At 32.5% G+C, this 14,934-nt stretch carries 13 protein-coding genes; 3 read left to right on the forward strand and 10 right to left on the reverse strand.

The window, feature by feature from the left end:
* Positions 1–493: 493 nt before the first annotated feature.
* The 4 genes from G3A46_RS13210 to G3A46_RS13225 form a co-directional block, all read right to left on the reverse strand.
* Positions 494–2,245 carry a DUF2326 domain-containing protein gene (locus tag G3A46_RS13210; protein ID WP_165150492.1) on the reverse strand — a complete coding sequence of 584 codons (1,752 nt, stop codon included), beginning with the start codon at positions 2,243–2,245 and terminating at the stop codon, positions 494–496.
* Positions 2,235–2,486 carry an ABC-three component system middle component 8 gene (locus tag G3A46_RS13215; RefSeq protein ID WP_165150494.1) on the reverse strand — a complete coding sequence of 84 codons (252 nt, stop codon included), beginning with the start codon at positions 2,484–2,486 and terminating at the stop codon, positions 2,235–2,237. The genes G3A46_RS13210 and G3A46_RS13215 overlap by 11 nt, the downstream gene beginning before the upstream one ends.
* Positions 2,487–2,489: 3 nt before the next feature.
* A complete protein-coding gene (locus G3A46_RS13220; protein ID WP_165150496.1) occupies positions 2,490–3,404 on the reverse strand; it encodes an ABC-three component system protein in 915 nt (304 codons plus the stop codon).
* A gap of 197 nt (positions 3,405–3,601) precedes the next feature.
* Entirely contained in the window at positions 3,602–4,381 is a 780-nt protein-coding gene (locus G3A46_RS13225; RefSeq protein WP_165150498.1) for a hypothetical protein, read from the reverse strand.
* A 562-nt stretch (positions 4,382–4,943) separates the two neighbouring features.
* On the opposite strand from G3A46_RS13225, the gene G3A46_RS13230 reads away from it, so the two are divergent.
* The gene (locus G3A46_RS13230) at positions 4,944–5,366 is read left to right on the forward strand and encodes a hypothetical protein (RefSeq protein ID WP_165150501.1); all 423 of its coding nucleotides are present in this window, start codon (positions 4,944–4,946) and stop codon (positions 5,364–5,366) included.
* 423 nt (positions 5,367–5,789) lie between these two features.
* Here G3A46_RS13230 and G3A46_RS13235 read toward each other — a convergent pair whose 3' ends face one another.
* From G3A46_RS13235 to G3A46_RS13245, 4 genes are read right to left on the reverse strand one after another with little or no spacing between them, the layout of a single operon-like run.
* On the reverse strand, positions 5,790–6,023 hold the full coding sequence (locus G3A46_RS13235) for a hypothetical protein (protein ID WP_165150490.1): 234 nt from the start codon (positions 6,021–6,023) through the stop codon (positions 5,790–5,792).
* A gap of 4 nt (positions 6,024–6,027) precedes the next feature.
* Positions 6,028–6,264: a hypothetical protein gene (locus tag G3A46_RS13240; protein ID WP_165150503.1), complete on the reverse strand. Its 237-nt coding sequence runs from the start codon at positions 6,262–6,264 to the stop codon at positions 6,028–6,030.
* The gene (locus G3A46_RS14375; protein ID WP_241836901.1) at positions 6,242–6,664 is read right to left on the reverse strand and encodes a DUF5675 family protein; all 423 of its coding nucleotides are present in this window, start codon (positions 6,662–6,664) and stop codon (positions 6,242–6,244) included. Before G3A46_RS14375 ends, G3A46_RS13240 begins: the two co-directional genes overlap by 23 nt.
* A 6-nt stretch (positions 6,665–6,670) precedes the next feature.
* Positions 6,671–7,423, reverse strand: coding sequence for a hypothetical protein (locus tag G3A46_RS13245; protein WP_165150505.1), 753 nt, complete (start codon positions 7,421–7,423; stop codon positions 6,671–6,673).
* Positions 7,424–7,610: 187 nt separating this feature from the next.
* Between G3A46_RS13245 and G3A46_RS13250 the strand changes: the two genes are divergently transcribed.
* Both G3A46_RS13250 and G3A46_RS13255 read left to right on the forward strand, forming a co-directional pair.
* Complete coding sequence (locus G3A46_RS13250) at positions 7,611–7,811, forward strand: hypothetical protein (RefSeq protein ID WP_165150507.1); 201 nt, start codon at positions 7,611–7,613, stop codon at positions 7,809–7,811.
* A 1,276-nt stretch (positions 7,812–9,087) separates the two neighbouring features.
* Positions 9,088–10,326: a hypothetical protein gene (locus tag G3A46_RS13255; RefSeq protein WP_165150509.1), complete on the forward strand. Its 1,239-nt coding sequence runs from the start codon at positions 9,088–9,090 to the stop codon at positions 10,324–10,326.
* 651 nt (positions 10,327–10,977) lie between these two features.
* On the opposite strand, the gene G3A46_RS13260 is transcribed toward G3A46_RS13255, so the two are convergent.
* Positions 10,978–11,208 (reverse strand): hypothetical protein, encoded by a 231-nt coding sequence (locus tag G3A46_RS13260; protein ID WP_165150511.1) that lies wholly within the window; start codon positions 11,206–11,208, stop codon positions 10,978–10,980.
* Positions 11,209–11,446: 238 nt separating this feature from the next.
* Complete coding sequence (locus tag G3A46_RS13265; protein WP_165150513.1) at positions 11,447–14,887, reverse strand: DEAD/DEAH box helicase family protein; 3,441 nt, start codon at positions 14,885–14,887, stop codon at positions 11,447–11,449.
* Between the last annotated feature and the right edge of the window lie 47 nt (positions 14,888–14,934).

The following is a 14,934-nucleotide window of genomic DNA, read 5'->3' on the forward strand; positions in this document are numbered from 1 at the left end:
ATGAAAAAATCTCCACCTTATCAGGTAGTATTTTTCCATCCATCCCTTGCATCAGTCGCACCGATCCTGTGTTAAATGGCATTATGTTCAAGTTTTTGTTTAGAGTCCGTTTAGGCAGCCGATGGTTACTGGCGGGCATACGCACCTCGGGCAAGCCGTTCTTTATTGGTGCGCATTACGTAGGCTTCAAGGAGTACACGTTGCGCATATTTTGGATAGAGTGCTGCCTCACAGAGCTCCCGTTTTAGGGGGCTCTTTTTTTTAATCGTTACGGAAAAAATATGATAAAACAAAATTGAAAATTGCAGAATTGAATCGATTATTATTAATAATGTAAAATGAAGTCCAAAAATTTCACCCGATTGACAACATTTGGGCAATGAGCAGTGCGCCAAAAAATGCAGTCATTTTCGAACGGGAACTTATTTCATAAATATACAACGGCTTATGAAATTAGTACAAAACCCTGCATTGCTTACAGTCAGTCATTTTTTTAGAAACTATTCAAAAATAACTTTCCAGAGTTATTTTTATCGTTCAGTCTTAGACAAATATCTTTATCTTCAATTAAATCAGGCATATCTTTCGGTAAGTCAGAGTCTATTAAAGTGACTATATATTGTAAGTCATATTCTTCACAAAACTCTTTGATAAGATTTATATATCTAATTTTAATTCTGTCGTCCAAACCTTCTAAAACTCCATCGTGATAAACAAATTTGTAGAAGGATTTATCAGAATAATTAACTAATAGAGATAAGTCAAATGCAACACAAAGTAATTTTTTATATGTTGTTCCTTGCGATTCAGAAGTTTTTAATAAATCTGTTTTATTTTGGTAATCAGCATTAAACTCAACATTTCCTTGATTATTTAACTTCAATGAAATTAGAGCATTTGTATCTAATATTTCTTTTATAATAGAGTTAAAAATTCTATTAATATTTGAATGCTTTCTTTCTATTAGTGCTTTCTTTAATTCGTCTATTTTTGAGCTGACAAGTTCTTGATTGATTTTTATTTCTCTTTCTATTATTAAAGAATTATCAATTGCTTCTAATTTATCCTTAATCCGTTCAATTTCAACCTCAATACCAATTGTTTTTTTCTGGTATTCTTTAAATTTAAAATAACTATCTTTTTCTGTTAATAAGGACAATAAATCGCTTTTTCGAGATTCAATTTCTTCAATGCTTTTGTTTAATTCAGCATAATCAAGTTTTAACAAACTTAAAGTTTCAGTAAGATATTCTTTGCGTTCTGTAGTTAATGATTTTTGAAAATTAATTAAATCTTCGTATTCCTTTTTTAATTGCTCAGGATAATACAATTTTACTTCTTCAAAAAGACTATTAATCTCCTTTTTGTCAATATCATCATTTATTTCAGATAGTGAAGATTCTATTTTATTAATTTCATATGAAATTCTATACCGATCAGTATTGAATGCTTGAAGTTTTATATCAATTTCTTCAACAAGATGCTTGTTTGTAAGAATATCTTCTTTAAAAAAATTGAATTTATCTATTTGGTTTTTAATCTCTAAAAGTTCAATTTTCTTTATCTCTAAAAGTCCTTCTAATCTGTCTTTTTCAGAAGTATCTATTTGAGCTTCTAGCCTTAAAGTTTGTGTTTTCTTCTTTAAGTCATCTATTTCCTCTTCAATTTCTAATTTCTCTAAAATTAATGTTCCGTTAAATCCAAGCAAATCAAAAACAAAAGGTTTCCATTCTTTATGTTTACCTTTAAATTTATTCAATTTAAAAACATCTAAAAAATCTTGTTGACTTCTTAAAAAATAGGTTATAGATTTTCTATAATCCCAATTTGGTAATACATTAAAATCTAGGTATTCATTTAGTTTTGCTCTTGCTTTTTTGAATGTTAATTCTTCATCCCAATCAATATCCAATTTAAAACCATCGAGCTTAGAGTTATTTAATTTGAAAAATACTTTAGTAGCAGAATTAATAGTACGTTTAATAAGTAAATATTTTCCATTATTTAGTTTGAATTCTCCATAAAACTCTTGACCAATAAAAAGCTCATTACCTAAAAGCTTATCTGTGTTCTTATTAAAACTTGATAAGAGTAAAAAATCAATAACTCTAATTAATGTTGATTTACCTAAGCCGTGTGTATCTTTCTTTTCATTTGATTGTTTTGACGCAACAATAGCATTGAATTTTTCATTAAATTCAATATTCTTGAAATTTTTATTAGAATATATTTTACTAATCTTCATTATTGTCGTTGATTAACGTAATTGCGTCCATGTTATTCAAGTATTCTATTTTGCCAACAGAAAATAAAAAGGTTAATGAATAATTGATATTGTTTTTTGCATTTACTCCAATTTCACTTACTAACATTTCTTTTAAATCTTCATATTTTATTGAAGTTTCCTCTTTTAGGAAGCCCAAAATCTTTCCTGCAATATAAATTACAGAATATTTAATGTTCGTATGTTTTGTTGGTGTTAGCATAATTTATTCATTAATTCCAATATCACAGTTATAATACATATAATGCAAGAATAGACGAACTAATCTACGTTTATTTTTTAACTCTGTATTATTTTCAACTATGAAATCATATAAGAATTCTAATATCATTTCAAATTTTTCAAAATCAGTTCTGTGAACAGTTATTTTTGCATTTATATCATCTATAGTGTTTTCATACTTATCTAAATATTCCTTATTGATTGAATCTGTTAGAAATGCTCTTATTTGTCCAAAATAGATTAGATTTTTTTTGATTACGTTATCAAAATATTCTTTACTTAGTGCGTTTAATTTGTTTTTATTTTCAATATCACGATTTTCTGGAATTTTTGATAACTCTCCTTTTTTCTTATCTAATTTACTGAAAGAGTTGACTATAAGCCTTAAATCATTTTCATCAAAATTTAGAGGTAGAAGTAGTTTGTTAAGATTTAATCTTTTTGCAATTAAAGGATATGAATTTATCCATAATTCAATTTGCTCTAAACCAATGACTCTATTTTCAATTCCGGTATTTGTATCAAAAATATCTTCAATTTTAGGATGTTGGCCACCACTTAATTTTCTGTTTGTGAAAAGTAAATAATAATCTATTTCACCCTTCTTTTTTAATTTTTGAATTGCAGGAATGACACTTTTTTTTAGAATTGATTGAAAGTCGCTTTCTGAACAACTTGCATTATTTCTCTGGGTGTGTTTTGCTTGAATAATAATTTTACCCCTCCAAGGTCCTATTTTACTTGGATAATTATTAGCTGTTCCGTTAAACTCGGCATCCCTTCCACCATCCTTACCTTCAGAAAAAACGATAGTTCCAGTTCCCAAAATCTCACTACAAATTAATGCAACTAAGATTTCAAAATCACTATCTGTTAAGTATTCTAATGGGTATTTCATATTGTTTGCAAAAGTATTAAAATATACCTTTAGGTTTGTTTGAATCTCGATTTTTAAATGCACTACAACGTCTAGCGGCTTTGTGCAAGTGCGTTAAAACAAACCAAAACTTTGGGTTTAGAACGAAACAAGCAATAACCTGTCTTAGATTTTAAAACCATAGCAGCACTTGCACAAAAACGTTTGTTAACAGTGGTTTATTCACAATCTATTTGAAATGACTTTTTTTGTTTTTCAATGTAATCATTAATGACAATGGAAAATAACTTTTGTGAATCTTCTAAACTTCCGGGGACAAATCCATCATTAATCATTTGTTTTCTAGATTCATTAATGAAATCCATCTTCATCTTTTCATTGTCTTTTAATTTATTTATAGTTGAAGCAATGGCTTCTTCCAATACTCTTTTTGAATCTTTGTAATAAAACTTAGACTTTAATTTCTCCATTACCAAGTAGGCTTCTACAATATTGCCTTTGTCGATAAGTCTCTCAAATAGATAAGTAAAAACTTCTTGGATTTCTCCTGCTTGAACCGATAAACTGGCAGAAATAAAACCTGAAAAGGGTGATTTTTCAAATTGATTAACACCTTTGCATAAATATCGTCCATAACAAGTAGCCATTGTGATAAACAATTTATTACAGGTTGAAATATTAATAGGACGAAAATGATTTGTAAGCTCTTCCCATTCTATAAGCTCTCCATTGGACAAAACTAATCCTGATTTGTTTTCAGCTCCGTGCATTTCTAGGTGAAACAATAATCCACCTTCCATATATTTTGAATTTATTTCGTAATATTTTAAGATTTCAATAAAGTTATCTTTAGAATGGACTGAATGATACCTGTGGGAAATAGACTTTCCTTTAAAATCAATATTTCTTCTAATACAATCTTCATATAATTCTTTCCCAGTTTTAAGTTCGTCACTGAGGCTTTCTATTACAGCAATATGGTTGGTATCTCCAGACATTCAATTTTTGTTCAAATTATTTTCTTAAAAGAGTTAAGGGATAATTTATTTAAATCTCTAACAACATGTTAGATATAACACACGCATATATTATATATACGCCCTTATATTTCTTATTAAATGCTACATCAAACCCTAAAAGCCAATACAGGCTTTCAGGGTTAAATTAATTGGGGAGAGAATGAAGCACTAAGCTTCAACCTCAAACATAGTTAAATTATACTTAATATAAAAAGTGTTTTGAATTCAAAAAGAGACGGAATAAAACATTATTCACTACACAACAAGCACCTAAAGATATTCATTCCTTAAAGCAAAGGAGCTACGCAAAGTTAGGAGGGTTGCTTCTTCTGCACCAGCCACACAACGGGTTATCAAGGTCAAGCACTTTGTGTTTTTATGAAAATCTCCACCCTTGAGGTAGTATTTTCATTCAAAAACCTTGACAACCCTAGCAACCCTCCTGGTCCAAAGCTTTCTCTTTTCTTCATTTCGTTTTTCCGAAAAAAAATGAAAGCAGAAAAGTGATTCTCAATAAAGTTTAATTAAAAATTGATGCATTATGAAAGCTTTCAAAATCAAAACACATCGACTAGGGCAAACGTACCAAGCCCCACATTTCTTCATCCTTAGCAAAGGAAGCAATGCCGGAAAACCAAGTGTTTCTGAATTCACAAACTCATTTGTAATAACGGTAAAGTCTGAAAAACAAGCACATCAGCTCTATTGGATTTGCAACATCTTATACACTAGGCACTACTTTCGTACAAGATTATGCGGGTCCGTAATTCCATTTATCCGAATTGGCGAAGTTCAATCACTATTGAAACGAATGATCTTAAACTATGAAGGACACCATTGGAACGGCCGCTTCCAAGCCCTTGAAAAACTGGAGCAATTAATCAAAGTTCTTCAGCACCAACAAAACTGCATTAACCAATACAAACTATTACTGATGCAGTCCTACCAACTGGATAGAGATTGAACGTTTTATCCGAGAATGAAAAAGCCCAGGAGTAATTCCCTGGGCTTCTGAATATATATAAAATGAAAATCTAAACCTCATCTGAATTCTTCTTCCGAAAACTTATATCCGATTTAAAGTTAAATAATGCTAGATTTTTAATCTTGTTACCCCGGCCTATCGAAAACTTATCGTAATAATTTGAAATGAGAACGCCGTCAAAATTTTAGGCTGTTTGAGCAATCCAATTTATTAGGATATCAAAAATCTTTAAAGCGAGTTCCTAAAATTTAGGCGTCGAATGAAAAATTTAGATAAGTTTTCGTCAGCCTAGACTTTTTTGTTTCTTTTTTGGGCAATGCAAAAAAGAAAAAACCTCAATTAATTTTAAAATCTTAAGTATTTTCTCAAAATTTATTTAAAGCAGAATTGTTTTCTTATTAGTTATTCCGCTGTTTCATCTTTCTTCTTCCGAAAACTTACATCCGATTTAAATTTTGCAGAAAATAAATTTTTAACAACAATTTTTAAAGATATCGATACCGAAAAACTAACTACTGCACCAACAAATGCTAGGATCCCTGTTCGAATTAAATCATCCGACCCAATAACCGGCCACGTAGCCAAAAAAGTACCACCACAAGTACCAACAATTGTTGAAAGCGATTTAAATGACATCTTCTCAATTATTATTTTCTGTATTTTTTAATTCTTCACCATCACTCACCACCGCCTGACTCACCGCTGTAACGACAGTTCCAGCCACTGTTAGATAAGAAGCAATAGATATTAATGTTGCAGGCAGCGTGATAGGAGCCGTCAAAATTGCAGCTCCAGATGCACCCAACGCAATACCAACATTGCGCAAAATTTTAAAAAATTTTGGCGTAGGCTTCTTATATCGATCTAATATGTTCATACAAACTGTTTTTAATGGTTAATACAACTTCCTCTTTTCGGTCAAAGGTCTGGTGGCACAACGAAAGCACCTTTTGCATCGCCAACCGGGAATTACTTCCCCTTCCAATGCCTATCAACTCCGACACAGGAGCAATACATCCACGTAGCTCTTCCTTTGCGTAATTAGCTGGATGTAGCAAAATCAACTTTCGGTTAGGAACATTCTTGACCAATAAATGATTCCCAAACCGTTTTGAATATCTAGCCTCAAGTTTATAAGAGTCCTCAGGAATACAAGATTCCATCCTCCGATTATCTACCCAAGGAAGCTCAATTGTGAAACACAAAAATCGATTATTCAAAAAGAGAGAACCATTGGTTCCCTCTTTATAATAACTTCGTTTCAAAACTAGCTCCATTGTTTACTACTTATCCGTAAGCACAATTGCCAAGGCGTTATACATTCCGTTTTTCAGCGAATACATCTCACCATTTACCTCCTGATAAAACTCAACTCCTAATACCCCTACAACAGGAAGTGTTGAGTTTGCACTAAGCGTAGAAACCAAGTTCATCGCCGCTGTATCAGGCGCCGAATATGGTAGAATTGCTGAATTATCCATATCGAAAACAAATTCCTCAGTCACAAAATCCAATTCCGCAGCACCAGAAATCATTCTAAAATGAGTAGTTCCACTCGGAGCAGCAATTCTAACAATAGGACTAAACGGATCTAGGCTCGCTGAAAACTCTCCAGTAATTCGGTCAAAAGATGCAGTGTAAGGAGAAAAGAGAGTACTCCCTAATTTCCCTCGAATGTTGAAGTCAAATCCATTCAAATGAGTAAAATCACCATCCTGGACAGTTCTCAACCCTCTGTCATTCACCCCATCCGATTTCACAACTACAAGTATTTCTTTGGTTAGCCTACTTGTAACACGTTTATCCTTTGCGTTTTGCATCAAAATACGCAGCGCATTTCTAACAAGCTTTCCACCCTTACCAGCGCGTCCAAATTCAGCACCATTTTCACGAGTTCTCTGGAAAGCAGGATCGTTCATAATACGGTTCTTATCCACTCCGCCCTTTTCACGAGCCAAGTGTCCATCCGTAGTCTTGTAAAAAGAAATATCACCGATAGTTCCTTTCAATTTGATAATACCACTTTGTCTTGCCATTGCTATAAAATTTTAAATTCTCAACAAATCACCGTATTTTTATAGCTCAACACGATTTTGACCCTCCACCCATTCCGGATACAACACTTTTTACCAAATCTTCCGCAACATCAAACACATATTTTGAATATAGATGAGGTATACTAAAAGCATAGATGAAGTATGGATGGAGTATAAATAAAATATTATGAAGTCAAATCGAGTTTGCATATTCCCTAAAGACGTCCAGCGCATCACTGGAAGAAGTGAGCGATACGGAAGGCTACTCCTACACCAGATCAGAAAGCATTTAGACAAACAACCTCATCAGTTCATTACCGTGGATGAGTTCGCAGAATTCACGGGTATTAATATTGAGACAGTAAAGGACTTTCTTAAAAACAACTAATCTGCATTATTTCTTATGACTGACATTAGACAAAAGTTCTTATCTTTACAATTGAATATGAAGGTAAATCAATTCAACGCACATTAAATCATATATACCCTAATCAGACACCCCTCTGAAACACAAAGAGCTAACTTACTGATAATCAATGGGTAACACACAGGGTTATCTTCCTGTCATCTCGACTAAATGGAAAAGATTCTACAAGAGTAGAATCTTTTTTTTTATTTAAGGAAACCCTTATTCCTACGTATATCACATAAAACATAACTTACGATATACTTCCAAATAGTATATAGTTTAACGAACAATATCATCTCACAACACTTATTCAAACAACATAAAATACTGATTTTCAGTATTAAATAAAATTATTTTAGTATCTTTAAGTGTTAATCGTAAAATTTAAAATAGAACTATTTAAAATTATCTCCACAGAAAGCTTTTCATCCTTGGAGTGAACATTTTAAGTTTCGGAGAACCCGAAAAAAGAATTAGAGTTGTTTTTATTAGTGATTCCTATTGCTTTAAACACTTAAAATGAAATATTTATTTGATAGAGGTTATTAAAAAGATTGGTCCATTAAACATAATAGAGAGAAACTAAGCTTTATTAATAGGATATATAATGAACTCAGAGAATTAGACATAGTCTAGATAGAAATTATTAGAATAGCATAGTGACTATAGTTTTGTAATAGCTTTATTGAGAAACGAAAAACCTATTTATTGGAATCCGAATTCAGAAGTGATTTCAATATCTGTTGTACCAATTAAGGATGAAGAAACATCGGATTAATATTTTATCTAGTTTTAGAGATCAATAAACTTTAGCTTGTTTTAATAAAAAATTACAGATAGCAATTAACGCTAGATTTTACTTCTCTTTTTAATCAACCTGTTTCTTAAAAGAAACGATTAAATATTCTATATACCTCATGAAACATAGCTTGACAGGTATATAGAATAACGAAAACACAAACACTACCTCACACACAAAAACTGATTAATTTAAAATATCCTATTGTAGAAATTGTTGGCGGTAATTTAATTATGTGCAATGTGCAATTCTTCAAAAAATTACAAGATAACCTGTAACAAGGTCATAAATGTAAATTACTAGTTTGGTTATAGCATACAAAAAATCTTAATTATGGAAAATCTGAAAACAATCTTCCAAAAATCAAATATTATAATTTTCTCATTATTTTTAGCCATAACAATATCGGCGTGCCGTCCCCGACCAAAATATATAAACTTTACTACTGACCCTATTTTGGCTGTAGCTCATGGGTCAATTTATGGAACTGATGGTAATTCGATTACACCTAGTGAGGACTTTATTTTAGGTGTTCAGGAGTATTATATTAAATCACTATTAAAGAACTTAAAGAAAAGTGATCCCAAAACAGAGAGAAGGTTAAGAGGAAAAATCAACAATTTAGTTACAAATAAAGTTCTTGCCAATGCACTTTTTCTTGATTGGTTACTAGAGAAAGAACAAAGAGTCGAAGTTTCAAATATAGAACCAATAAACAATGCTTTACGCTTGTATTACATTACAAACATCCAAAAGAATCCCATACTTCCAACAGAAGACGTACCTTGGGCTAAGGGGATTGAAACAGACATAGCATTTGAGTTGGAGTTAGAAGGTTTGGACAAATTTGAAAACTTGGATGTATTTATTGAACCTGTGGAAAGTGGTCCAAAGTATATTCAAGACTGTATAGATGCTGGAGTGCCTGTTCCCAATAAACTATTTGATTCCACATGGGTTAAACTTGGTCGTCTAGAAAAATATGCAGAAACCGAAAGAAAAAGAGAGCTGTTCATCTATAGAAGTTTAGATCCACCAGGTTTCTGCATCGCAATGATTAGCAATGCCATAAACGAATATGAATCTGGTCATTATGATCTGATATGTTTTGGAACTCAAAGCAATAACGCCTGTTTTTTTGAAAGAGACGGACTTGTATATAATGAATCTAATTTAGTTGGTGAATTTAATGAGGAACTTGACGTAAACGATGTAGACAATAGAATTATTACATATTGTACAAGATGCCACGCAGGAGAAAACCCATTTATTGTGCACCCTGAAGATCCTGTATTTATTGAAGCCGCTAAATTAAAACGTGATTTTCTCGATACTCCAAATACATTACCAAATTTGATGGGTACAGATTGGTATAACCCAATGTTTAATCATGCTGCTGTTACAGAAACCTATGAGCATGTTTTAGGGAATCCTCCTCCTCCACTCCTCAGTCCAATAGCCTTTGTAGAGTCAGAAAAAAAATGCACTTCATGCCACTCAAAAGATGGTACTGGGGGTAGGTTTCCTTATCGTGCCCCCGTTGAATATTGTAGTATATTCGACACATCCATAGGGAGCACAATGCCGCTATATGATCAAGCTAACACAAATAAATACATTAATGAAATTAATCAATTAAAAAAATATATCTGTGATCAATCAATTGGGGGTGGTGGAGAAGTGCTTGGTGACTAGTCATTATAAAATTAGGTTTTAGAGTAAAATTAAAATCTTTACTTCATAAATAACCAAAATACTGCTATAAGGATCCTCCCCAAATGCCCGGTTATATAGTATTCCCTTCTCCGCTGGCGCGCAATTACATCACGCCCCCTTCCCTATTCCCTGTTCATCCATAATATTGAAACACCGCAAAATCATCAAACCAGCAATCACCCCACTACCCAACTATTATCCTTAAAATGTTGTGTTATAGAGATTCGTGATTTTTATTTGATATATTTACGTTATAGCTTCACTTATAAAAAATCCGAGTAATGAAATTTGACCCCAGTAGGTGCGCGAGACCCCTCGCGTACCATATAATTTAAATTATTTTTAAATCAACCTCAAATAAAGAAATTTCCCCCAGCTGAGCTCCCTGAGCGGAATAGAAGCTACATCCATCAGAGAAAGCAACTAGCTTCTGTTAACAAAAAATAAAAACTCAGAAAATTTACTTTATCCTGAAATAAGGCGCTAAACAGCTATTAATACTTCTTGTATAATTATCCCAGCCTTCATGAATCACAGTGGAATTTTAATCATAACGTAAGCGTTTTTTATTCCCTTTATAATTAAATAAATCCCATCTTTTGTAATCAATATCAGAGTGAATAAATCGTTTTAGCTTTTTAATTTTTTCGTTAATACTGTCATTTCAGTAGCTTTCAAGTCTATTTTTCCTAATGAAGAATTAATTTTTAATAGCGTAGTAATTGCAACTTTTACATCATCTACATATTTTAATCTTTCCTTGAGTTTTAGATAAAGTTCTGCGTAATTCCCTTTTTGAATTTCACCAATAAAAATTATAATAACGTTGAATTCTTTCTTATTTTTTAGAAGGCGTTTCAATAAAGTAAAGCCCTTACTTAATGACTTTCTTGATAATTCTAAATCGTTTATAACGTTTGTGAATAATAATGAAGACTTGGAAGTATTAATAGATTATAAAACAATACTCTCTCAATTCAAAATGATTTTTACAGCTCTTTAGAGTTTGTATCACAATAATTCTTTGACGCCATGGTTGACGGTTTTAATATGGCGCTATGTAGATTAATCGCGTAGTTAATAAAAATTAATTAATAACTTAACCAATATTCTTATTCACGCTATCAATTATTGAAACTATTTCACGGACTTTATTATCATCAAACAACCCAATAATACCATTATCACTAGCCTCGTTAAATGGAGGTTGAGTTAATAGCTGCTTCTCTAGAGTACCGTTTTTATTGAGGTAATTAATTAGCGTTTGAATAAATGTAATTTGTACTGGCTTCAGGTTTTTATCTTCAATGAAATTTGAAAAAAGCTTATTCACAGTTTCAATGTCTAAGCCTACAATACTTCTAATAAACTTACCTAAAGGCTGAGCGCCGTATTCATTTTCGTACTCCTCTTTTGTGCCTAATTCGTCATTGAACAAAAACGATTCTAACAACTCTAATTCTTTAGGAGTGATAGGAATATTTTTATGAAGTTTATCTATTACTAAATGAGATTTATTTTTACGTATAAATGCCTCTACCCTGTCCTTATAACTTTTTAACCTTGAATACGTTGGCATTATATCCACCTCAGCCACTTTATGTAGTTGAATTTCATCTGCTAAATCGGTGTAGACAGTTTTAACTTCTTGTTTCTCTATAAACTTTAGCAAGTCTCTTAACTCAATTCTAATATGTTCAACCACTTTTACATTGGTGTTCTTCCAAAATTCTACTTCTTGGATCTGTCTAATTAAAGGTAGTTTTTCTTTAACCTTTGGAATATTCCTTTTCTTCTCTAGACTATGTGCTATCCCATAAATTTGTTTCACGTAAACCTCTTCTCCCTTCTTATTCCCTGAGAGAATCATGAGTTGTAAGTTAAGTGCTATGAGGTCGAATCGTTTGGCGAGCTCATCATCACCTTCATTATATGGTGCCAATCCAGATAGGTTAGTACTTAAATCAAGCACATCGCCAACACTTAAATTATTCCAGCGATCTCTACTGCTAAATTCAGTTACAAGAGCCCAGTGCTTTCTAACTTCAAATCGTTCTTGGTCTAGACTACTAATTATTTCATGAAGTTGGTTGGTGTAATTTTCGGCCAACTCATCCTCTTCAGCTGATGACTCGGTATTATCTCTAACAGCCATAATTATATTTAATTTGGCTTCAAATACTTTTTGAGATAAGGTTTTAGTGGTTGTTCCTTTAATTCCGTCTGGAAACTCATTAAAAAAGCTGAAGTTATCACAAATGTCAAATATCATAAAGTGTTCTTTGTCCATACCAGGACCAAACAAATCAGGCCTTAAGCGCGTCCCTCTACCAATCATTTGCCAAAACTTAGCATAGGACTTTACCTGTTTAAAAAACACTAAATTTACCACTCTTGGTGCATCTACACCGGTGTCCATCATGTCAACAGACACAGCTATTTGTGGTTCTAACTCTACTTTATCTTCACAGAACTTTTCAAGTAAATCCTGCGCTTTAGATTCATAATTATCGATAACCCGTAAAAACTTTCCTGAATACTCCGGATAGTTTTTATTAAAACGCTCTTCTATAAATACAGCATGTTTATGATTTTTAGCGAAAATGATGGTTTTTCCCAATTTATCTCCACCTTCAACCTTAATACCATTGTTCATCAAGTAATCCAGAACATCATCAATGGTTTTATTATTAAATAAAAATGAATTTATAGCAGATTTACTTATTTCTATATCTTCATCATCTTCTGAAACTTCATCTGCAAAAGTTTCTTCAAACTTTAGTTTATCTTCTTCTGAAAGCTCACTGTACTTTATACCCTCATGGACAAACTTCACGGGCACATTAATAGCCTTTGGTGGCACTAAAAACTTATCTTGCACAGCTTGATTAAGCTCATAAGCATAAGTGGGGTTATCATCTTCAATATTAAATAAGGAATAGGTGTTATGATCTATATCCTTTTTAGGAGTAGCCGTTAATCCAATTAAAATAGCATCGAAATACTCAAAAATTGCTCGGTATTTTTGATAAACAGATCTGTGCGCTTCATCAATGATAATCACATCAAAATGTCCTGGACCATAAAACCGACCATCTTCATTTTTAAGACTATCTATTCGGTTCATTATGGTTGGATATGTGGAAAAGACTAATCTAGTTCCATTATCCTCTTTTTCTTTTGTAAGGTCTATAGCACTTAAATGTGGAACATGTTCTTTAAAGGCATTCTTGGCTTGTGTTACCAAAGCATTTCTATCGGCTAAAAACAACACGCGTTTAGCCCAATTGCTTTTGGTTAACATATCTACAATGGCAGCTGATACTCTTGTTTTACCGCTACCTGTAGCCATCACTAATAAAGCTTTTCTGCCTTTCCCTTTTAACTCATTCTGGCTTGTTGTTACCAGCGCTTCTGCAACTCTTTTTATGGCTTCTAGCTGATAGGGGCGGCCAGCAATATCTCTATTGACTTGAAAATCTCTTAAATCTTTTCGAGTGCTTCTTCGCTCTATTAAATACTGAAGTTCATCTTTGGTATAAAAACCACTAACCTCCCGTTCAGGATAAAACGTATCATCCCATACATGCGTTTCAAATCCGTTAGTATAAAAAATGATAGGTCTTTGCCCTGTCATTTCTTCTAAACAGTTAGCGTACAGGTATGCTTGATGCTTCCCATTTTTAGGACTGTGTAGTGTTTTTTTAGCCTCTACAACGGCCAATGGCATTCCATTATCATCCCAAAGTACATAATCTACATAACCAATGCCAGAAGGATTAACGGACTGCGGCATTCCAGTCACTTTATATTCTAAATCCCTATGTAGTTTCAGATTGTCCCAACCCGCTTCTTTAAGTAACACATCAATGAATAATTTGCGGGTTTCAAGCTCAGAAGTAAGTTCTGGGATCTTCTCTTCAAAATCTACCTCAACTTGACGTTCTTCTTTTCGCTCTTTTAGTAAGTTTTCATGCTTTTGAACTTGTAACCTTAGTAGGTCATTTTCCTTTTGAAGTTCGAGTGTTCTTTCAAGTTGTTTTTTCTTCTCTGCTAATAACCTTTCAACAGCTTCCGATTTCTCCTGAAGCTCTTTTACAGTTTTATCATTGAGTTCCCCTGTAGGAATTAATGCCTCATTGAAAGGTGGAATATCTGGGCTTTCCTCGTTATAGTTAATACCAACAAAAGAGAGAAGTCTAAAGATACTTCTAAGACAAATTAGTGCTTCCCTGTTATTGACTCTTTTACCGTGCGCCGCATTATTCCCTATTTTTCTAACTAAGGTTAACTCATTAAGAAAGGATTCTTTTATATCATTTTTAAAATCTTCATGATACATTAAAGCTGCTAAAGTAGTATCATAAGGTCTTTCGTAATCTGGATCGTTATCGTATAGCCAATTTAATGTTAGCTCTAAAACCACTCTAGACTGTAGTGCTGCATATTTGGGTGCTTTATAGACATATTTTTCCGCCTCAACAGCTTCACGAAACAGTTCAGGGAAATCATATTTTATAAATTGGAAATTGCTCTGCATAATTGTTGGTTTGGTATAGGTCTAAAATAGTAAGAATTTAACACAAA

This window comes from Aequorivita sp. KMM 9714 (assembly GCF_011065475.1).
Lineage (GTDB): Bacteria > Bacteroidota > Bacteroidia > Flavobacteriales > Flavobacteriaceae > Aequorivita > Aequorivita sinensis.